Source organism: Edaphobacter paludis, from assembly GCF_039993895.1.
Taxonomy (GTDB): domain Bacteria; phylum Acidobacteriota; class Terriglobia; order Terriglobales; family Acidobacteriaceae; genus Edaphobacter; species Edaphobacter paludis.
On record NZ_CP121194.1, the window covers coordinates 3220792 to 3241648 of the forward strand.

18 protein-coding genes are annotated in these 20857 nt (G+C 58.5%); 6 read left to right on the forward strand and 12 right to left on the reverse strand.

The features are described 5' to 3' along the window. Positions 1–444 precede the first annotated feature (444 nt). Positions 445–723 carry a 30S ribosomal protein S20 gene (rpsT, locus tag P4G45_RS13405; protein ID WP_348266984.1) on the forward strand — a complete coding sequence of 93 codons (279 nt, stop codon included), beginning with the start codon at positions 445–447 and terminating at the stop codon, positions 721–723. Positions 724–788: 65 nt separating this feature from the next. Here rpsT and P4G45_RS13410 read toward each other — a convergent pair whose 3' ends face one another. Then, positions 789–2417, reverse strand: coding sequence for a hypothetical protein (locus tag P4G45_RS13410; protein ID WP_348266985.1), 1629 nt, complete (start codon positions 2415–2417; stop codon positions 789–791). Positions 2418–2587: 170 nt separating this feature from the next. Here P4G45_RS13410 and P4G45_RS13415 point away from each other — a divergent pair, with 170 nt between their 5' ends. Then, positions 2588–4693, forward strand: coding sequence for a M13 family metallopeptidase (locus P4G45_RS13415; protein WP_348266986.1), 2106 nt, complete (start codon positions 2588–2590; stop codon positions 4691–4693). A gap of 157 nt (positions 4694–4850) precedes the next feature. Here P4G45_RS13415 and metH read toward each other — a convergent pair whose 3' ends face one another. The 7 genes from metH to P4G45_RS13450 all read right to left on the reverse strand — a co-directional run bounded on the left by metH (position 4851) and on the right by P4G45_RS13450 (position 15196). Beyond that, on the reverse strand, positions 4851–7559 hold the full coding sequence (gene metH / locus P4G45_RS13420; RefSeq protein WP_348266987.1) for a methionine synthase: 2709 nt from the start codon (positions 7557–7559) through the stop codon (positions 4851–4853). Further along, the gene (locus P4G45_RS13425) at positions 7556–8656 is read right to left on the reverse strand and encodes a homocysteine S-methyltransferase family protein (RefSeq protein WP_348266988.1); all 1101 of its coding nucleotides are present in this window, start codon (positions 8654–8656) and stop codon (positions 7556–7558) included. Before P4G45_RS13425 ends, metH begins: the two co-directional genes overlap by 4 nt. Before the next feature lie 343 nt (positions 8657–8999). Then, entirely contained in the window at positions 9000–9413 is a 414-nt protein-coding gene (locus tag P4G45_RS13430) for an ester cyclase (RefSeq protein ID WP_348266989.1), read from the reverse strand. 125 nt (positions 9414–9538) lie between these two features. After that, positions 9539–10027, reverse strand: a complete 489-nt coding sequence (locus P4G45_RS13435) for a transposase (protein ID WP_348266990.1) — start codon at positions 10025–10027, stop codon at positions 9539–9541. Positions 10028–10292: 265 nt separating this feature from the next. Beyond that, positions 10293–10637, reverse strand: coding sequence for an ASCH domain-containing protein (locus P4G45_RS13440; RefSeq protein ID WP_348266991.1), 345 nt, complete (start codon positions 10635–10637; stop codon positions 10293–10295). Positions 10638–10853: 216 nt separating this feature from the next. Further along, a complete protein-coding gene (locus tag P4G45_RS13445) occupies positions 10854–11855 on the reverse strand; it encodes a DUF4238 domain-containing protein (protein WP_348269261.1) in 1002 nt (333 codons plus the stop codon). Beyond that, the gene (locus P4G45_RS13450) at positions 11846–15196 is read right to left on the reverse strand and encodes a vitamin B12-dependent ribonucleotide reductase (protein ID WP_348266992.1); all 3351 of its coding nucleotides are present in this window, start codon (positions 15194–15196) and stop codon (positions 11846–11848) included. Before P4G45_RS13450 ends, P4G45_RS13445 begins: the two co-directional genes overlap by 10 nt. Before the next feature lie 600 nt (positions 15197–15796). On the opposite strand from P4G45_RS13450, the gene P4G45_RS13455 reads away from it, so the two are divergent. Both P4G45_RS13455 and P4G45_RS13460 read left to right on the forward strand, forming a co-directional pair. Next, positions 15797–16366, forward strand: coding sequence for a thioredoxin family protein (locus P4G45_RS13455; RefSeq protein ID WP_348266993.1), 570 nt, complete (start codon positions 15797–15799; stop codon positions 16364–16366). A 34-nt stretch (positions 16367–16400) separates the two neighbouring features. Further along, positions 16401–17042, forward strand: a complete 642-nt coding sequence (locus tag P4G45_RS13460) for a carbonic anhydrase (protein WP_348266994.1) — start codon at positions 16401–16403, stop codon at positions 17040–17042. 68 nt (positions 17043–17110) lie between these two features. On the opposite strand, the gene P4G45_RS13465 is transcribed toward P4G45_RS13460, so the two are convergent. The 3 genes from P4G45_RS13465 to P4G45_RS13475 form a co-directional block, all read right to left on the reverse strand. Next, positions 17111–17371 (reverse strand): hypothetical protein, encoded by a 261-nt coding sequence (locus P4G45_RS13465; protein WP_348266995.1) that lies wholly within the window; start codon positions 17369–17371, stop codon positions 17111–17113. Between the two features lie 137 nt (positions 17372–17508). Beyond that, positions 17509–18378: a magnesium transporter CorA family protein gene (locus P4G45_RS13470; RefSeq protein ID WP_348266996.1), complete on the reverse strand. Its 870-nt coding sequence runs from the start codon at positions 18376–18378 to the stop codon at positions 17509–17511. A gap of 102 nt (positions 18379–18480) precedes the next feature. Beyond that, positions 18481–19182, reverse strand: coding sequence for an ABC transporter ATP-binding protein (locus P4G45_RS13475; protein WP_348266997.1), 702 nt, complete (start codon positions 19180–19182; stop codon positions 18481–18483). Positions 19183–19220: 38 nt separating this feature from the next. On the opposite strand from P4G45_RS13475, the gene P4G45_RS13480 reads away from it, so the two are divergent. Further along, positions 19221–19841: a DUF4352 domain-containing protein gene (locus tag P4G45_RS13480; protein WP_348266998.1), complete on the forward strand. Its 621-nt coding sequence runs from the start codon at positions 19221–19223 to the stop codon at positions 19839–19841. A 5-nt stretch (positions 19842–19846) separates the two neighbouring features. On the opposite strand, the gene P4G45_RS13485 is transcribed toward P4G45_RS13480, so the two are convergent. Further along, entirely contained in the window at positions 19847–20212 is a 366-nt protein-coding gene (locus tag P4G45_RS13485) for a hypothetical protein (protein WP_348266999.1), read from the reverse strand. A gap of 205 nt (positions 20213–20417) precedes the next feature. Between P4G45_RS13485 and P4G45_RS13490 the strand changes: the two genes are divergently transcribed. Then, the gene (locus tag P4G45_RS13490; RefSeq protein WP_348267000.1) at positions 20418–20795 is read left to right on the forward strand and encodes a holo-ACP synthase; all 378 of its coding nucleotides are present in this window, start codon (positions 20418–20420) and stop codon (positions 20793–20795) included. The last annotated feature ends 62 nt before the right edge of the window (positions 20796–20857 follow it).

Sequence of the window (20857 nt, forward strand, 5' to 3'; positions counted from 1 at the left end):
TGCCAATCGTGTGTCGAAGATGGGCACAGACTAGAACTGCGACGGGGGTACAGTCAAGTGGCAAATGATGAATTCCCTAAGACCAGGGAAACCGCTAGGTTTCGACGGTAGTGACGAGCTCGGTAAAGAATTCTCTATCGTACTGCGAAGCTTTGCCAGCTCTTTCATATCGGCCAATGCGTAAGTAACAGCTGTTCAGGGTTTAGCGCCCTACAGCTTAAACCCGCTCGGGCCCGATCTTCTGGGCTGGGCTAAGGTCATACGCCATGTCGAGATCCAGGTTGATAGCCACCAGCAGGCGGGCCAGAGAATTCTTGACCATCCTGCCCAAGTTCCGTAGACTTAGAGATTGCAGGGGATGGGTCGGGCTGTGTCTATAGCCAGCCTCCGGCCTGCATCCTAAAATTCCCCGACAGACATCGGGTTAGAGAAAAGAGTTCAGTAATGGCAAATCATGTTTCCTCGTTGAAGCGCGCACGTCAGACCGAAACCAAGACCACGATCAACCGCGCCAACAAGAGCAAGTTGCGTGGCACCCTGCGCACCCTGCGCGAGGCCATCGCCAAGGGCGACGCCAAGACAATCGGCGATGTCTACCGCTCGACCGTTTCTGTGCTCGACAAGAGCGTCCAGAAGGGTGTCCTGCATAAGAATACCGCCAGCCGCTACAAGAGCCGCCTCAACGCTCGCGTCAAGGCAGTTGCGACCGCCAAGGCTGCCTAAACTTCACCGTACGACAAGGGATCTGCACAAAGGCTGGCTTACGGCATTGACCGGAGCCAGCCCTTCTATTTTGTCTCCCTTTCAGCGGTATTCCCCTGATCATTCCCTTTGTCTCCGGGCAACGTGTAGAGCGTAGGCGGCTTACGCGGCTGCTCGGGCGCGGCATCCCCTGAAACTGCGGCATTGGGCGCTGGCTGAGAAGCTACAGGCGCGGGTGCAGCCGAAGAGATGCTGGTGGTCTTCGGAACATTCGCAGAGGTTGCTGGAGCAGCCTTCGACCCGGCGGGTTCATCCGCAGATGAACTCGCAGTCGTGGCCGACGGCGACGTTGGCTCTGCAAAATCAATCGGCTGAATGTTCTCCTCCGGCACCAGCGCCCGCGCCTCTTTCAGTTCAATCTGGTCTTTTTTGCTGAGGGGCGGCAGGTTATAGATAGCGATGGCGCCGTCGCGGATGACCGCCAGACTCATTCCATCCGGTGCCAAAGCGAAGTTCTGCCCTGCGCGTGCAATGGGCGAGCAGTCAACGTGCAGCAGCTGCTTTCCGCTCTCTGTCTGATAGACGACCACGTTCTGCGCCGTGTACGCCTGCTCCGGAATAATCGCCAGATCGACAGTCGCGGCCTCACCCAGAACGCGCCCCAGCGCGAACCGTCCACTCTCAGGAGCGAACGTCATCGACGTTCCCACGTAATCGCCAAACAGGTTCTGCTCCCACATCTGTTCACCGCGCATGTTGAACCCGCCGAGAACCATCGGCGTCTGGCCGCCATGGCAGCCAAACGCGACGAACTCGCTGCTGCTGACAAACCGCGGTGTCGGGTCACAGGTGGAACCAAAAGGCGCAAGTTCTTTCGCTTTGCCGTGAAATGGCCGAAAGTCGAAGGCCCACTCCTGCCGCCCCTCATCGACCACTCCGATGTGGCCTGCCCCGATTGCCGCGACATCGCCAAAGTGGGAGGAATGGGCCACTCCGGCCAAGGTCGCCTGCACCACATCTCCGCGGCCCGGCATCGCCAATCGATAGAAACTGAGCGCCACCGGATCAGGATCGCCCGGCCTCCCGACCGGGTCCGGCGCGGGCTTCGGGGCCGGTCCGAAGAGCGGCGGCCGCGGGGCAGGCACCGGAGGCATACGCTCCGCCGTCTCGACAATCATCAGGTCCGACTCCGGAGACAGCAGCACTGCGCCAATCCTTCGGTCCGTCGTCAGGAAGCCCCGCTGTGCAAACGGCTGTCCCGAAGCCAGGTTCGCCATCGGCGCAAACGTGGTCAGCGTATCGTGGACGCGCAGCAGAAACCGTCCATGCCCGAGCCCCCAAAGATACTGGCCACTATCGTGAAGTCGCCAGTCGGTCCGCGCCAGCACCCGGCCCGAGGGCAGTTCGATCAGTACCGCCTCCACCATTCGGTCCTCGTCGTCCGGAGGATCGTTGGCGATGCGCTGCATCAGCCGGTGCACCCCAAATGTAAAGAGCAGATGCTGATTGTCAACGTAGTTCACCGTCAGCATCGAGCTGCCCGCCAGCAGAAACTGCGTCGACTGCGGCTGAAATCCCAACGAATCCAAAGGAATACGAAGCGATGGTCCAGTCGCCCACGCAGGCATCTGAACTGAAGCCAGCAAAACCAGCAGCATCAGCCGGAGAAGCTGACGGGTTCGTGAGATCGCGTAAGTCCTGACGGGAACCGGCATGGCAGAGTCCGCGTATCTATCCTGTACAGCGCCGCGTAGGTCTACTCTTTCACAGACGCATCCCAGCCGCCAACGTCAGCGCGTTCATGCTGAATTTAGAGGAATGGCTGCTCCCACTGGTGGTACAAAGACTGAAGCGCTCTAAGCATTGAAAGCCCGGAGGAAATTGCATGTTGCATGGATCGAAGACGAACCTCAGCCGTAAGCCGAACCTTAAGGCAGCCTTTGCTGTCATCGCGGCAATCACATGCACCGCCGGATTCGCCCAGCAACCCGCGCCCGCGCCGGCAGCCAGTCCAGCTGCCAAGATCTACGTTCCCATTCCCGGCTTCGATACCACCTCCATCGATGCCAGCGTCAATCCCTGCGATGACTTCTACAAGTTTGCCTGTGGAAAGTTCGCAGCCAACCATCCCATTCCACCAGATCAGGATGGCGTCGATGGCTTCTACGCCCTCTACAACGTCAACACCCAGCGCCTGAGCAACATCCTCACCAAGGCCGCGACTGGCGGAGCGTCGCGCTCGCCCGAGGAGCAGAAGATCGGTGACTACTATAAGGCTTGCATGGATACCGCCGCCATCGACGCCAAGGGACTCGGCCCGGTCCAGCCTCTGCTTGACGAAATCGACGCTATCACCGCCAAGGCACAGCTTCCCGCACTCATCGGCAAACTTCAGCGCATGGGCATCGATGTCTTCTTCGGTTATGGCGAGCAGCAAGACCTCAAAGACGCCACCAAACAGATCGCCGTCATCGCGCAGGATGGCCTCGGCCTCCCTGAAAAGGACTACTACCTCCGCACCGGCGCAAAGGACGAGTCCATCCGTCAGCAGTACGTCGACCACGTCGCCAGGATGTTGACCCTCGCGGGCAGCACGCCGGAACAGGCGCAAAAAGACGCGGCCTCGATCATGGCGTTCGAGACCGCGCTGGCCAAAGGCTCCATGAGCGTAACCGAGATGCGCGACCCCGAGAAGACCTATCATCTTCAACCCATCGCAACCTTCGAGGCCAGCATTCACGGCATCAACTTCGGCGCGTTCGAAGAAGCCATCGACTCTCCGCGGGTCAGCGAGATCAACAACTCCACCCCGCAGTTCTTCCCCGTTCTGCTGCAACAGCTTCATTCCAACGATCTGGAAACGCTTAAGGCGTACATGCGCTATCACCTGCTCACCGCAGTCGCCGGACGGCTCCCCAGCCAATTCGACCAGGAGAACTTCGACTTCTATGGCCGCAAGCTGCGCGGGCAGCCCGAGCAGGCCCCGCGCTGGAAGCGCTGCTCCAGCTCCGTCGATGCCGCCCTTGGCGAGGCTCTCGGCAAGGTCTACGTCCAGCACTACTTCGCCGGCGACAGCAAAGCCCGTACGCTCCAGATGGTTGATGACATCGAGGCCGCCATGTCCAACGACATCGACCAGATCAGCTGGATGTCCCCCGAAACCAAGACTCGTGCCAAGCAGAAGCTGCACCTCGTAGCCAACAAAATCGGCTACCCGGAAAAGTGGCGCGACTACAGCAAGCTCGTGGTCAAACCCGACGACGCCCTTGGCAACTCGCTCCGTGCAAACGGATTTGAAAACGACCGCGAACTCAACAAGATCGGCAAGCCTGTCGATCCGCTGGAGTGGCAGATGACGCCTCCCACCGTCAACGCCTACTACGATCCCAGCATGAACAACATCAACTTCCCCGCCGGTATTCTTCAACCTGCCTTCTACGATTCCAAAGAAGACGACGCCGTCAACTACGGCCACATCGGCGCCGTCATCGGCCACGAGCTGACCCACGGCTTCGACGACCAGGGCCGCAAGTTCGACGGCAAGGGCAATCTCACCGACTGGTGGACACCAGAGGACGCGAAGAACTTCGAGTCCCGCACCGACTGTCTCGACAATGAGTACAGCAGCTTCACCGCCGTCGATGATGTGAAGGTAAACGGCAAGCTGACCCTCGGCGAAAACACGGCCGACAATGGCGGCCTGGTGCTCGCCTACATGGCCTATCTCGAACGCGCGAAGAAGGAGGGCGTCGATCTTCAGGCAAAGAAGGACGGCTACACCTCACCGCAACGCTTCTACATTGCGTACGCACAGAACTGGTGCGAGAACTCACGCCCGGAGAACGTCCGCGCGCAAGTCCTCAGCGACCCCCACTCGCCCGACCACTTCCGTGCTAACGGAGCCATCGTCAACCAGCCCGGCTTCGCTGAAGCCTTCGGCTGCAAAAAAGGCTCGCCCATGGTTCCGGTCAACAGCTGCCGGGTCTGGTAACCGGTCCACTCTCACACGAGTAAGAACCAATTCTCTTTGTACGCGATCCAGACCCGCATGGAGGCTGACTCATGTGTAGTACGGAATCAGCTTCACCGTCGAAGGTTCAGAGCGATTCCCAACGCCTTAACCAGCACCCGCGGCTGCCAATCCAGCGCTATTCCGCTGGATCGTAGTTCAGGTTCTGCCCGAGCCATCGCTCGACCTCTGCCACGCTCATTCCCTTGCGTTCGCTATAGTCGGCGACCTGATCGCGGTCGATCTTGCCGAGCGAGAAATAGCGTGATTCCGGGTGGGCGAAATAGAGCCCGCTCACGCTCGAACCAGGCCACATCGCAAACGACTCCGTAATCAGCATTCCCGTGTTCGCCTGCACGTCGAGCAATTTCCAGATCGTGCCCTTCTCCGTATGGTCTGGACACGCCGGATAACCCGGAGCTGGCCTGATACCGCGATACTTCTCGTGAATGAAGTCCTCATTACTCAGGCCTTCGGTAAGGCCATAGCCCCACTCGTCACGCACCCGCTTGTGCAGGCATTCGGCGAAAGCTTCAGCGAGGCGGTCGCCGACGGCCTCCGCCATGATTGCGTTGTAATCGTCGTTATCGGCCCTGAACTGGTCGCACAGCTCCTTCAGTCCAATCCCGCTGGTCACCGCAAAAGCACCGATGGTATCAGGCAGCCCCGTCTCCTTCGGCGCAACAAAGTCTCCGAGCGATCGGCACGGCTCGCTGCCTTCCCTGTTCGCCTGCTGCCGAAGAAAGTGGAATCTCTCCAGCACCTCCGAGCGTGTATCGTCCGTGTACAGTTCGATATCATCGCCCACCGCACTTGCGGGAAAGAAGCCGTATACGCCACGCGCTGTGATCAGGCTCCCTTCAATCATGTGGTCCAGCATGAGGTTGGCGTCCTTAAATATCTGGCGCGCCTGCTCACCTTGCGCCTCATGCTCAAGAATGCGGGGGTAAACGCCCTTCAACCCCCAGGTGTGGAAGAGCGGCGACCAGTCGATGAACTCGCGGAGCGTTGCCAAAGGAAAGTTGTCCAGCACGCGCACGCCGGTAAACGCAGGCACGGGCAGGTCCTCGGCACGCCACTCGATCGGAGTCCGCCGTGCGCGAGCGGTCTCAAGGGAGACGACCTTCTGCTTCGGCGCGGAGTGGGCCTTACGCAGCGCCTCGTATTCAGCTCGATGCTTCGCCACAAACTCGGGCTTCGATTCGTCGCTGAGAAGGCTAGTCGTCACAGGCACGGCACGGCTGGCATCGAGCACATGCACCACCGGCTCACTATAGTGCGGCGCAATCTTGACTGCCGTGTGTGTCCGGGTCGTGGTCGCCCCGCCGATGAGAAGCGGCAACTTGAATCCCTGACGCTCCATCTCCTTAGCCACATGCACCATCTCGTCGAGCGACGGCGTAATCAGGCCGCTGAGGCCGATCATGTCCGCCTTCTCCGCCCTGGCGCGTTCGAGGATCTTTTCGCACGGGACCATCACTCCCATGTCGATGACCTCGTAGTTATTGCAGGCGAGAACAACACCGACGATGTTCTTGCCAATGTCGTGCACATCGCCTTTTACGGTAGCGAGCACGATCTTTCCCTGCGCCTTGACCTCCTGGCCAGCCGCGACCATCGCCGCCTTCTCCGCCTCCATGAACGGCGTCAAATGGGCCACCGCCTTCTTCATCACCCGCGCGGACTTCACCACCTGAGGCAGGAACATCTTTCCGGCTCCGAACAGATCGCCGACCACGCCCATGCCGTCCATCAGCGGGCCTTCGATTACCAGCAGAGGTCGCCCCAGCTTGACGCGGGCCTCCTCCGCATCGATCTCGATGTATGTGTCTATTCCCTTGACCAATGCATGAGAGAGGCGCTCTTCGACCGTGCCGTTGCGCCACTCCTCCGCCTTCTTTTCGCTCACGGCTGCGCCAATGTGTTTCAGCGTTTCGCCGAAGTCCACCAGACGTTCGGTCGCGTCGGGACGGCGGTTCAGCAGCACGTCTTCGACCAGCACCTTCAACTCGGGCTCGATCTCCTCGTACACCTCGAGCATCCCGGCATTGACGATGCCCATGTCCATGCCCGCCGCAATCGCGTGGTACAAAAAGGCGGAGTGCATGGCCTCGCGGACCTTGTTATTGCCGCGAAAGCTGAACGAGATGTTGGAGACGCCGCCGCTTACCTTCGCGTGCGGCAGATTTGCCTTGATCCAGCGCGTGGCGTTGATGAAGTCGAGCGCGTAGTTGTTGTGCTCCTCCATGCCGGTGGCGACAGTAAGGATGTTCGGATCGAAGATGATGTCTTCGGGCGGAAAACCGACCTCATCGACCAATATCCGGTAGGCACGCTCACAGATGCGAATCTTGTCTTCGTAGGTCGCAGCCTGTCCTTGCTCGTCGAAGGCCATCACAACTGCCGCCGCGCCGTATTTCAGCACCGTGGCCGCGTTCTGACGAAACTTCTCCTCGCCTTCTTTCAGCGAGATCGAATTCACAATGCCTTTGCCCTGCAGGCACTTCAGCCCGGCTTCGATGACCTCCCACTTCGAGGAGTCCACCATGAAGGGCACCTTGGCAACCTCAGGCTCGCTCGCCAGCAATTGCAGGTAGCGTGTCATCGCCGCAACGCCGTCGATCATGCCCTCGTCCATGCAGATGTCGAGGACGTTCGCGCCATTCTCGACTTGCTGCCGGGCCACGCTTACGGCTTCCTCGTATTTGCCAGCCTTAATGAGCTTGGCGAACTTGGGCGAACCGGCCACATTGGTTCGCTCGCCGAGCATGATGTAGACACCTTGCTGCTGCGTAAATGGCTGCGATCCCGATAGACGGAGCGGCTTTATCTCTGCGACTTCGCTCACGCTGCTACCTCGATCTGGCCGAGTCTTCGCGGTGCCTTGCCCTCGAGCGCCCTGGCGATGGCCGCGATGTGCTCGGGCGTGTTGCCGCAGCAGCCGCCAGCGATATTGATCAGCCCTCCTCGCGCGAAGTCTCCCAGATAACGCGCCATGTCATCGGGACCGAGATCGAACCCGGTCTCTGAGAGCGGATTCGGCAGACCGGCGTTCGGGTAGCATGAGATCGCCACGTTCGCCTTCTCCGAAAGCTCCTCCAGAAATGGATACATCAGGTCGGGGCCGAGCGAGCAGTTGAGCCCGACTGACAGAGGCTTCACATGCTTCACCGCGTTCCAGAACGCCTCAGTAGTCTGCGCTGAGATCAGCGTCTCGCCGCCTCGTCCAACCGCTGCCGAGATCATCACCGGCAGTTCCTTCTTATCCTGATCGAAGACCTCGCGAATGGCGACAAGCGCTGCCTTGGCGTTCAGCGAGTCGAAGATGGTCTCGACCAGCAGCAGGTCCGAACCGCCCGCGATAAGCGCGCGCACCTGTTGCGTGTAAGCGGCCTTGACCTGATCGAAGGTGACGACTCGGAAGCCTGCATCGTCGGCATCGGGCGAGTTCGAGAGAGATACGGTCATTGGACCAATCGCTCCCGCGACGAATCGCTGACGTCCGGTTTCGCTTCCTACACGATCGGCCCATTCGCGACATTGCCGCGCCGATTGCTCATTAATCTCCCAGGCGAGATCATTGAGGGAAGCATCTTCGATGATCTTCTGGTAGAACTCGGGATCTTTGCGGCCGCCGTGTTCGCGCGGATCGTCCACGAAGAACTCGCTTTGGGTGATGCTGGTCGCGCCGAAGGTGTTGGTCTCGATGATGTCCGCGCCAGCTTCGAGAAAGCGGCGATGAATGTCGCAGATCATCTTCGGCTGCGTAAGCGAGAAGAGGTCGCCGTTGTTCAGCAGGTCCTTGGCCGAGTTTTCGAAACGTTCCGCGCGGATGTCGGCCTCGGTCATGCCGTAGGTGCGGATCGTCGTGCCCATCGCTCCATCGATGATGGCGATTCGGCTTGCGAGGATCTTTTCAAGAGGATGTTGAGAGGTTGTAATCATTTCTCCCTAAAGGTTTTCACCGTGGCAGTGGCCTGCATCGCTCTTAGTTTTAGCGGGGCTATATTTCATTATAGCGACCGGGGATAGACGCCGTCAGGGGAGGCCCCCTCCCCCCTTAAAGTACCCAAAGTCTTCAAAAGAGATGCTTTAGGGTTGGACTTCGATCCAAAGTATTGATTTTTTAGATACTTTGGTCCGCAAAGTCTTCACTCTTCAGTACTTAGGTCCGATTAAAGGGAATCGCTACACCAGCGGGTTGCCGTGCAGCCATCCTTCGATCTCTTGCTTAATTGTAGCAATCGAGTCAATAGGGGGTGCCTTGAGTCCGGCTGGTAGCCGGTCCTTATTTGTTCTGAAGCTGGAGGGTCATTTTGGTGAGGTCCATGAAGTTCCAGCCCTCGGTCAATTTGCCGTCGCGGCAGTTGATGAAGGAGGAGCCGGAGAAGTTGGCCTTTTTGCCGGTGGCGGGAAAGCCGAGGCCGTCGCCGTTGTGGATCATCGTGCAGGTCCATCGGATGGCGACGCGGTCTCCCTCGGAGAGGAGATCGTCGATGTCGATGTGGATATCTCCGAAGGCCTTGTGGAACTGACGGTGGATGGTTTTGAAGCCTTCCGGGCCGATGAGGACAGATTCGGGTTCGGGAAAACCGTAGGCTTTGCCCTGCGGATGGAAGAGTTCGTCGATGGTCGATTCGCTGCCTTGATTCCAGACTTCTTCAAACCAGCGTCTTGCGAGGGCCTTGTTTTGCTCTGACATAGTGACACCTCATGCGGGAAAGATTAGCACGCGACGCAGGAGGTGGTATTGACGCAGTTGGGCTTCGGCCTTGTCTTGTTTCTTGTCCTGCTTAAGGGCACGGCTTTAGCCGTGCCAGAGCTGTTTCAGGATTCATGGGGCTTTAGCCCCTGAGGTACGGTTCCGGCTTCTTCAACGGCGGAGTAGGCGTCGAGTCGCAGCGCCGAATGAGCGGAGGAAAAACGATACGCCTCGGGCTGTTCGCAGAGACGCGCAGTGACTGGGTTCTGATGAATGTAACGATGGCGGATGCTGTAGTCTTCTGCGTCGCGGATGCGGTGGTCGGTGAAGCCTCGTTGCCAGACGGGGAGTTTGGAGGCGAGGCGGTGGGAGAAGCCTCCCTTGATGAGTCCGACGGCTCGTTCGAGAGTCTCCTGCGGAGTGAGAAGCAGGTGGAGGTGGTCGGGCATAACGACGAAGGCGTGTAGTTTGTAGTGTCCTTCGGCCCGGTAGTGCTGGAGGGTTTCGACGAGAAGTTCGGCGTTGCGTTCGACCTGGAAGAGGCGGCGGCGGTTGTAGGTTCCGCTGGTGACGAAGAAGGTGCCGGGGCGTGATGCTCTGCTGGGAATCGCCATACGGCGATTGTAACGGTGCGTACTTCGGGGGCTCTACAGGCTTCAGAAGAACAAAGGGTTCTGCTTAAGGACACGGCTTCAGCCGTGTCGTAAGGGATCGCTTATAAGGGGCTTTAGCCCCTGAGGGCAATCTTCGCTGAGTCAAAGGCGTTCTTGCCGGAGCGGGATGCTCTGCTGGGAATCGCCATACGGGAATTGTAGCGGGCGTACTTCGGGGGCTTCGTTCGCATGGATACGTCTGACGTTGTCTGGTTTAGGTTTCCAGTTAGAACTGCGGACGCCAGAAGATGGGAGCTGGATGATTCTTTGGCAGGAGATGCACTCTTAGCCGCTTCGGATTCGCCAGCTTGTAGACGAAATCTTTAGGGCCACGCTTTCGGCAATCAGCGATTTCAACGCTGCCGACTATCTTGCCTTTTGGCAGTTCGTCCGCAGATTTATTCATTCCACGCCAATGTTTATTTTCCAAACGAGGCTTGAGAGACGCATACAGGTAGACACGTTCGCGGATGTTTGTTGGGACAGAACGGTACTCGTAACGTTTGGTGCCGCGGAGAATTTGTTCGACAAACGGCTGCTTGATGCTAATTGCTCGGGTTATAGTTGCCATCGAAAAAGCGTACCTCAGGGGCTAAAGCCCCTTGACTGGGGGAGGGTGGTGGCACGGCTGAAGCCGTGCCCTTAAGCAAGGCGGTTTCTGAAGCGGCATGGATAGAGAGTTAGCACTCTGATCGATCAAACTATACAGTGAATGAATATTTACATCCCCCACCCTTCGCAAAAGCGCGAAGGCTGGGGACCCGATGTATGGGCCACCCGCCCAATGTCAGAATTCAAAGAACCTCTCGTTAAGGTCAAAGGCCGCGCCTTTGAAAACATCTCGATGAAATTTGTAAATACCTCCGTAAGTTTGCACTTTTTCGTCAATCCACTGAGAGTGATTCCGACCATAAATACGGCTAGACATAGTTACGATCTGCGCCGCATTAAGTTCTCGAACTAGGTTTTCATCGGCAAATTCGCCGTTTGCCGCATTGTGGGAGATCCTAACAACACGATGATGAGAGATTGGCAGAAACCACTGCGCCATTGGCTTGTTAATACCTTCTCCATAGCTCACTTTTCCAAAGCGATCTTTAGCAATCGACACTATCGGAGTATCCGAGATAACAAAACTCTCAGAGACGTTGGAGCGAATGGTTGACCACTTCAGATCAATCAGTTTTAACGCCAGCGAGCAGGTCGCCCGGTCAATGTCGTTTACATATTGGGATCGAAAGGCACTTTCGGTCGATAATTGTTCAGCGCTTCGCAGGAGAGCAGCTTGTACCTCGGCCAATGCTACCGGTCTACGGGCAATCGCACTGATTTTTGCTGTATATCCGCGAAGCTTCCCAGGATCTGTGGCAATTGAAACGTATTCAGAGAGCATTTCGCCCATCAAATCCTCACCGCCATTGCGTCGTGCGAGTGTTCGATGGAAAATGTGCGACACATAACGAGCAGCAATCTCTCGGATTTCTTTGCTGTCGAAGATGTGAAGATTGGCGTCTATTGCAGGCAAGATTCTATTGAAAGGTACTTCATATTCAATATTGAATCTTTCGTCAATTTCTTGTTCAGTCTCGCCACTGCTTGCTCCAGCGAAGTAGCCACGCTTAACACATTCACCGTCCAAATTCTTTGATGCTCTGGGAGCACGGCCTTTCTCGTACACCCAGAGGGCGCGCCCTATCCTTGAGCTTCTGTCCTTGAAAGTGAAGCGCTCAAGGAGGTGTCGTGTAGGTGCATGATGTGATCGAATACTAGCCCCTCTAGCTAGCTGCAGCCGCTGGTGCTACCGCAGGACATGCAGCGGTAGCAGGAGCCGCTTCTGGTCATGATGGCTCCGCAGGTGGCGCAGGAGGGTGCGTCGCCCATGTCGTACATCGACTTCATGGCGTCGGCTGCGTGGTAGATGCCACGGTCTTCCGTGGTGGGGAAGTCAGACGCAGATCCTCCGGCTTCGCCGAAGGATGACAACGAAGAACTACCGGATGACAAAGAAGAACCGCTGGAGGACGACGAACCGTTGGCGTCGGGGGCGATTCCCTGCTGCGGCGGGGTGGTGGTGTAGAAGTCTTCGGCGGAATTAGACGCAGATCCCTCCGCTGCGCTGCGGGATGACAACAAAGGGTCGGCGCTATAGCCGGTTTGGGCGGAGGCGTTGAGACCGGGGAGGATGACGTTGCCTGGGCTGTTGACGGTGCCTTCGACCGGGATGCTGCCCTCGGTCTGTGGGGCGAGGCCGGCGAAGAGGTCGAACTGATGGCCGCTGAGGAAGCGGATCTGGATCCAGCGGAAGATGTAATCCATGATGGACTTGGCGTAGCCGATTTCGGGATTGCCGGTCCAGCCGCTGGGCTCGAAGCGGGTGTGGGCGAACTTCTCGCAGAGCACCTTGAGCGGCACGCCGTGCTGGAGAGCAAGCGAGATGGCAGTGGCGAAGCTGTCCATGAGGCCGGAGACGGTACTTCCCTCTTTGGCCATGCGGATGAAGATTTCGCCAGGCTGGCCGTTGGGGTAGAGGCCGACGGTGATGTAGCCCTCGTGTCCGGAGAGGCCGAACTTGTGCGTGACCGAGGCGCGCTCGGCGGGCAGACGGTGACGGACGGCGCGGGGTGGAGACTGCGCGTCGACCGAGTCGGAGTTCTGCAGGGCGGCGTCCGTGATGGTCTTGAGCTGGGTTTCGAGTGCCGTGATGCGGGCCTGAGCAGCGGCCTTGGCGGCGATGACGGCCTCCGCAATTTCGACCGAGCCTGCGGCAGCGGGTGATACGGCGGAGGTTTGCTTCTGCGCCTTGCCATCGCTGGCGGAGACGTTGAGCGGCTGCGAACCCTTGGAGTTGTCGCGGTAGATGGCTACGGCCTTGAGGCCCTGACGCCAGGCTTCGAGGTAGGCTTCGGCGATGTCATCGACCGACGCGTCCTGCGGGAGGTTGACGGTTTTGGAGATGGCTCCGGAGAGGAAGGGCTGCGTGGCGGCCATCATTTTGATGTGGCCCATGTAATGGATGCTGCGCGTGCCCTTGGATGGCTTGAAGGAGCAGTCGAAGCAGGCGAGGTGCTCGGGCTTGATGGCGGGAGCGCCTTCGATGGTGCCGGTGGCGTCGATGTAGCTGACGATGGCGTTGACCTCAGCCTCGTTGTAGCCGAGCTTGATGAGCGCCGAGGGGACGGTGTTGTTGACGATCTTGATCATGCCGCCGCCGACGAGCTTCTTGTACTTGACGAGGGCGAGGTCCGGCTCGATGCCGGTGGTGTCGCAGTCCATCATGAAGCCGATGGTGCCGGTGGGGGCGAGGACGGTGACCTGCGAGTTGCGGTAGCCGTGCTTTTCGCCGTGGGCGAGCGCGCCGTCCCAGGCGTGGCGGCTGGCTTCGATGAGCTGGTCGAGCTGGGGGACGAAGAATGGCTCGGCGGACTGCCTGGACTTGCCGATGTTGTTGACTTCGGCGCGGTGCATGCGGATGACGTCGAGGAAGGGCTCGCGGTTGACGTAGAAGCCGGGGCAGGCTCCGCCAGCGATCTCGGCCTGCTGGGTGAGCGGGGTGGCGGCACCGAGGGCGGGGCAGGTTTCGGCGATGCGCGAGGACTGCCAGTAAGCGTCGCCGCAGAGGATGGCGGTGAGGACGGCGGCGAAATCGCGGCCAGCGTCAGAGTCGTAGGGCAGGCCGAAGGCCATCAGGAGCGCGCCGAGGTTCGCATAGCCGAGACCGAGGGGGCGGTAATCGTGCGAGTTCTTCGAGATCTGCTCGGTGGGGTAGCCGGCGGCGTCGACGATGATCTCCATCGCGGTGGTGAGGATGCCGATGGCGTGGCGGTAAGCGGGAATGTCGAACTGGCCGCCGGGGGTGAGGAACTTCAGCAGATTGAAGCTGGCCAGGTTGCAGGCGGAGTCGTCGAGGAACATGTACTCGCTGCAAGGATTGCTCGCGTTGATGCGGGCGGTGTTCTTGCTGGTGTGCCAGCGATTGATCGTGGTGTCGTACTGCATGCCGGGATCGCCGCACTGCCAGGTGGCTTCGGCGATGTTGTGCATGATGTCGCGGGCACGGTATTCCTTGACCGGCTTGTGGTCCTTGACGGTCTTGGTGGTGAAGGTGCCATCGGCTTCGACGGCCTGCATGAACTCGTCATTGACGCGGACGGAGTTGTTGGCGTTCTGGAAGAAGATGCTGCTGTAGGCCTCGGAGTCGGGGCCGCTGCCGTCGTAGCCAGCCTGCACGAGGGTCCAGGCTTTCTTCTCTTCGCTCACTTTGCACTGGATGAAGTCGTTGATGTCAGGATGGTCGACGTTGAGGATGACCATCTTGGCGGCGCGGCGGGTCTTGCCACCGGATTTGATGACACCGGCGAAGGCATCGAAGCCACGCATGAAGCTGAGCGGGCCGCTGGCGGTTCCGCCGCCTGAGAGCGTCTCCATGCTGCCACGAATGCTGCTCAGGTTCGAGCCTGCGCCCGAGCCCCACTTGAAGAGCATGCCCTCGGTCTTAGCCAGGGTGAGGATGCTGTCGAGCGAGTCATTCACCGAGTTGATGAAGCAGGCAGAGCACTGCGGACGGGTGTAGCCGGTGACGGAGAACTCGACCTTGCCGGTGGTGGAGTTCCAGTGCCAGTTCTGGGCGTCGGAGTTGGGCTCTAGGCGGTCGCAGCCTACGTTGAACCAGACCGGCGAGTTGAAGGCCACCTTCTGGTTGAGGAGCAGGTGGGAGAGCTCGGCGAAGAAGGTGTCTGCATCTTCGGATGTGGCGAAGTAGCCGTCGCGGATGCCCCAGTCGCGGATGGATTCGGCGACGCGGGTGATGAGGGCGCGAACACCAGACTCGCGCTCCTGGGTGCCGTTGAGGCCGTGGAGGTATTTGGAGGCCACGATGTTGGTGGCGGTCATCGACCAGTCGGCGGGAACCTCGACGTTCTTCTGCTCGAAGATGATTTTGCCCTTGAAGTCCTGAATGATGGCGTCGCGGAACTCCCAGGTGATCTCGTCGAAGGGCGAGACGCCGGGCTTGGTGAAGTGGCGGCTGAAGGACAATCCCGGAGCCTTGGAGCTGGATTTGGCGGACGCCTGAGACGGAGCAGGGGCGGTGTTCTTGGAGGTCTTGGCGGGCTGGGTGGGGATAGTGGCCATGGGATGTTGCTCCTTCTAATTCGATGATTAAACTTAGCTTCTGGCTCACGGCGCGTACTATCGCGAGCGGGGTGAAAAATGGCCCTGTCGGCACGGGATATGAATCCGGGGCAACCAGCTCCGGCGGCGTCGAAGCAGAGCTAAAACTGGGAACCGGAACCGAATGTTCTGGAGCGGCGCAATGGCAAAAGTACCGCCGTCTGTAGGGTCTGTCAAGTATAAAGCACAACCTGTTGTGTTGTCTGTGCAAATACCCCTGTTTATCGGCCATTCACGAAAACGGGGGTTGGAAATCAGGGATTTGGCTGTGGAAGTCGCCGGAAAGGCACAGCGGATGCGGACATTACGAGGTGATGAATAGGCACTTTTTGAAGGTATGCCGCGCATGGCGGAGGAGCAAGGCGCAGGAGTGGTGCAGGGAATGTGGATAAGGGAGGAAAAGTGGGAAAACAGGGACATTACTGGACGCGCTAAGACCGGGTTGGCAAAGCCTCACCTCTCATCCACGGGAAGTGCCCCCCGTAAGCTCAAAAATTCCTTATAAAACAGAAAAGATGTCTCCGGAAAGCTGAATGAATATGATGGTGGAGAGGATTCAATATGTCCAAGACACAATCGGCGATGGTCGAGTTGGGAACAGTAGCGCCAGCCTTTGAGCTGCCGGATGTGGTGACTGGCAAGGCCGTTGGCCGCGATGACGTGGCCAGAAACGGGCTGCTTGTGATGTTCATCTGTGTCCACTGTCCCTATGTAAAGCATGTGGAATCAGAGTTAGCCCGGATTGGCCGCGACTACGAGGGGAAGATCGGCATAGCCGCCATCTCCTCCAACGATGCGGTCGCCTACCCGCAGGATGGGCCGGAGGAGATGAAGGCCCAGGCTCAGCGCCTCGACTTTCGCTTCCCTTATCTCTTCGATGAAACCCAGGAGGTCGCGCGGTCTTACGACGCTGCCTGCACTCCCGACTTCTTCCTCTTCGATGCCGGGATGAAGCTCGTCTACCGCGGACAACTGGACGATAGCCGACCCCGCCGTGGAGAGTTCGGCAACGACATCCCGGTGACAGGTAAGGATTTGCGCCAGGCAATCGACGCTGTCCTCGCGGGCAAGCGTCCCGACACCAATCAGCGCACCAGCCTGGGCTGCAACATCAAGTGGCGCGAAGCCTAACAAGCGGAAGCTAACAACGAAGAAAAGGGGATCTATGCAGGACGTGCTTGAGCAGTTGAAGGCGGGAATTCGCCGGTTTCAGACCGAAGTTTACCCGGAACAAGCTGAGGTGTACCGCAAAGCGGCGAGCGAGCCGCAGGAGCCGCATACACTATTCATTGCCTGCGCCGACTCCCGGATCGATCCCGAGCTGATCACCCAATCGAAACCGGGTGAAATATTCGTGCTGCGCAACATCGGCAACCTGATTCCGGCCTATGGCGAGATGATGGGCGGAGTCAGCGCCGTCGTCGAGTACGCGGTGAGCCTGCTGAAGGTGAGGCATATCGTCGTCTGTGGCCACGCTGATTGCGGAGCAATGAAGGGTCTGCTCGCGCCGGAGAGTGTTACTTCCCTGCCGGCGGTCTCAAATTGGCTGAAGAACGCCACGGCAGCCAGGAGCGTGGCCGAAGCCCTTGGGGAGAAGCATGAATCAGCGGCGGTATTGATGCGGCGTGTGACGGAGCAGAACGTCCTGTTCCAGATACAGCATCTGCGAACGCACCCCTCGGTCGCCGCGGCCATCGCGCGCGGAGAATTGACCATCTCCGCATGGGTGTACGAGATTGGCACGGGTGAGGTGCGCATCTGGGAAGATGACGAAAAAGGCTTTGTACCGGTCGGTGGAACCGCATAACGCTCGCGCAGCACAGGCCCCGTTCGGTTGAACGGGGCCTGTGTTGCTCTGAGGACGCAGCCGAGAAACTAATTCGCTTTCGTACCGTCCGACCCGTGGATCTTGACGAGCTTGTTGTAAACGCCGATGAGCAGGAACGGCGCTGCCCACTGCCCAACGAAGAGCGCGTTATGAGGTTTCTTCGCTGCTGAAAAGCCAAGCGAAACTGCCATTGAGCCCAGGGCCAGCGCGAGATAAACACTGGATGGAACCTGGGCGGTGAACTTCTCAATCGAGGCGGTGATCTGATCTTCCTGAGCTTCACCTTTTGCTACACGGTAATCGGTCATGACAAAAATCTCCTTGGCGGTTCGCGATCTTTCTATAAGGAGAGATGCGAAAAATGGCCTTCGCGAACACCTGCGCCGCTCAGTCAGGCTGGATTTTCATTCTGTGAAAAGCGAATCGCTCTTTTGGTGATGAGGTGTCAAAGCCACTTCAACTTGCGAAGAATGATCAGAAGCAAGGCAGTGCAGAGGAGCGTGATTCCACCAACATAAAATGCGCCATGGGGAGAGTCCTGAAGCGGCAACCCCTTGAGGTTCATGCCATAGATGCCGGAGATGGCAAGGACAGGAAGAGCGATCGTGCCAAGGACGGTGAGTACCTTCATCACTTCATTGGTGCGGTTGGCAACGCTCGATAGATAGATATCGAGCGTGTTGTTGAGCAGGTCGCGCTGCGTTTCAACAGAGTCGAGCAGGCGGGTCACATGATCATAGATATCGCGGACATAGGGCTGGTGCTCGGCATCGATGATCGAGCCGGGATCGCGCTGAAGGTGCAGCGAGGCATCGCGGGTGTTGACGAGGACGCGGCGAAGATCGATCAGTTCGCGCTTGATGGCGAAGACGCTTTGCAGCACCTCGGGTGAGGGGGAATCGATGACTTTGTCTTCGAGGTTGTCGATGCGGTCGTCGAAGTTGTCGATGGCGGGAAAGTAAAGATCGACGATGGTGTCGAGGATGAGATAAAGGAGCTTACCCGGATTGTCGTCGGACCCATCGCGACGGGCGCGTGCCAGCGCCTCGGCGGTCGAGGGGCATTTCGGGTCTGCGATGGTGATGAAAAAGTCCTTGCCGGCGAAAAGATCGATGGCGGCAAACGCAGGCGCGGAGGGGTTGCCATCGAGATGGACCGGTTTGAAGACCGCGAAGGTATAGTGCGGTGCGGTGTCGACCTTGACGCCTTCATTGTCGCTGCGGCAATCCTCGATATGCAGAGGGTGAAGTTTATATTGCCGGGCCAGCTCGTCGAGGCGGGGATCAGCGGCGGATTCAAGTTCGTACCAGGGCATGCGTGTCCTTATCAGTTCGGTCGAAACGGCTTTGACAACGCCCGGATGACAGACTCTTACCCGCGTGGAACGAGAACCGGCGTCAGATAGCGGAAACCAGGCCTATCCCCTGCCCTGTTCGATGTGCGTGATTTCGCCGTCGCGCATGTGCAGAATACGGTCAGCGATCTGGGCGGCCTCGTTATTGTGCGTAATCATCAGGACCGTCTGCTTGAGATCGCGGCTGGATTTGCGCAGCATGCCGAGAACAGCGTCTGAATTTTTGGTGTCGAGGTTGCCGGTGGGCTCATCGGCGAGAACGATGGCGGGCCGTGTAATCAGCGCCCGCGCGATGGCCACGCGCTGCTGCTCGCCGCCTGAGAGCTCATTGGGCCGATGGTCGAGCCTGCCCTCAATGCCCAGCATGTGAGTGAGTTGGTCGAGCAGCGGCTTGTCGATCTCCTTTTTTGGAGAGCCAAGATTGGCGATGTCGTGCGCGATCTCGATATTGCCGATGGCCGACAGCGTAGGCAGAAGATTAAAGCGCTGGAAGACGAAACCGATCTTGGCGCGCCGCATCTTGGTGCGCTCGGCGTCGTCGAGGGTGGCGAAGTCTACGCCGTCGATGCAGACTGAGCCGCTGGTCGCGTGGGTCAATCCGCCGAGAATATAAAAGAGCGTCGATTTGCCCGAGCCCGAAGGCCCTACGATGGCGACAAATTCGCCAGGCTCGATGGCAAAGCTGACTTTGCGGAGCGCCGCGACTGCGAGTTTTCCGGAGCGATAGGTCTTGCTGAGGTCCTGCGCGAGAATGATGGGTGCCATGTAGTTACTATGAAGTTTATCGTGAGTAGAGGTCTGGGATGAATTTTCGGGAGTTGCTGCTGCTTGTACTGGTGGGTTGGACGGCGGTCGGCGCAGTAGGAATTACCATCTCTCTGCTGCGGCACGAACATGCGAAAGCGGTGCGGCATTCGTTGTGGATCATTGCTGTCTGGGCGCTTTATATGGCTGTTCTGGTGACGGTTTCGCTGGCCAAGCCACAGAAGGTCGTTGCTCTCGGGAAGGACCAGTGCTTCGATGAGATGTGTTTCGCAGTAACAGGGGTACAGGAGTTGCCGGGGTATCTGATTCAGGACGGCAGTCGCCTCATCCGAGTATCGGTACGAATTTCAAACCATGGCAAGAAAAAGACGCAAAGTGAGGGGCTGATTCAGGCGTATCTTGCCGACGCACAGGGGCGCGAGTGGGCTGAATCGACAAGCGTTTCGGGGGTGCGTCTGACGGCCCGGGTGGCCGCAGGAGATTCCGTGATCAGCCAGCCGGTCTTCAAAGTGGCGAAGGACGCCACCGAGCTGAGGCTTATATTTACGCACGGCCACCGGCAACCGGGAGTTCTGGTGATCGGCGATTCGGATAGCTTGCTTCATAAGCGGACCGTGGTCTTGCTGGGGCAATCGTCGATAACCACGAGAGCCCGATAAGGCACTCAAGCCGGAATACAACCGGTCATCAGCAGTGAGTGCAGGGTTACCTCTTCGAGGAAACTGATTTCGAGACGAATGGTGACCACCTGTCCTATATCCGCGGGAGTGGCAAGATTCTTGCGACAGGTGCACAGATCGGTGAGCGCAAGGTGGCCGGCCCGTGTCAGCTCAAGGCCGGAGGATACGATAGAAGCATACAGATCGACGATGGAGCGAAGCTGGATTTCGAGACGAATCTCCATCATGCTGGGCGAAAGCGTCTTGCGGCAGAGTACCCAGCCGCCACAGTCAGCCAGGGCCGAGGTAAGGGTGGGCAGCAGACCATGCCGCTGTTCGTAACTGAAGCCCTGAATATCAAGGAGTTGCATCGTATTATGTGGCCGCCGGGCGGGAAACTTCTGCCGTTAGACTGTTCATCGGAGAGGATCGCTGCAAGCGTGATAGTCGCAACCTACAGACGTCGCACGGTGGTCATATGACGATGGAGAGTTCCTATCGTGCTCGAAAGGGTGACCGGTGGTTACCATTGGTGGCTGAGACGGCAAAGATGGACCGAATCGCAGGGGAAGCCGAATGGTTGTTGGAGTAGGAACGGATTTAATCGAGATCGAACGTCTGCAGCAAAGCCTGGACCGCTTCGGCACGCGATTTATGCAGAAGGTATTTACCGCAGGCGAGATTGCCTACTGCCAGCGCAAGAAACACGCCGCTGAGAGTTTCGCTGGCCGCTTTGCGGCAAAAGAGGCGGCAGCGAAAGCGCTTGGAACCGGAATCAGCCGAGGAATCAGTTGGCAGGAGATCGAGGTGATACGCGAGCCGGGCGAAAGGCCCACTCTACACCTCAGTGGAAGAGCGGCGGAGCGAGCAAAGTCAATGGGAATAAAGCATTTGCATCTGAGCCTGACGCACAGCCGGGAGATCGCCATGGCCGTTGTTATTGCAGAGAATTGAAACCATTGGCTGATTTCATGCATCCATTGAAAGCAAGCGATTTACACAATCAGAACGACGGA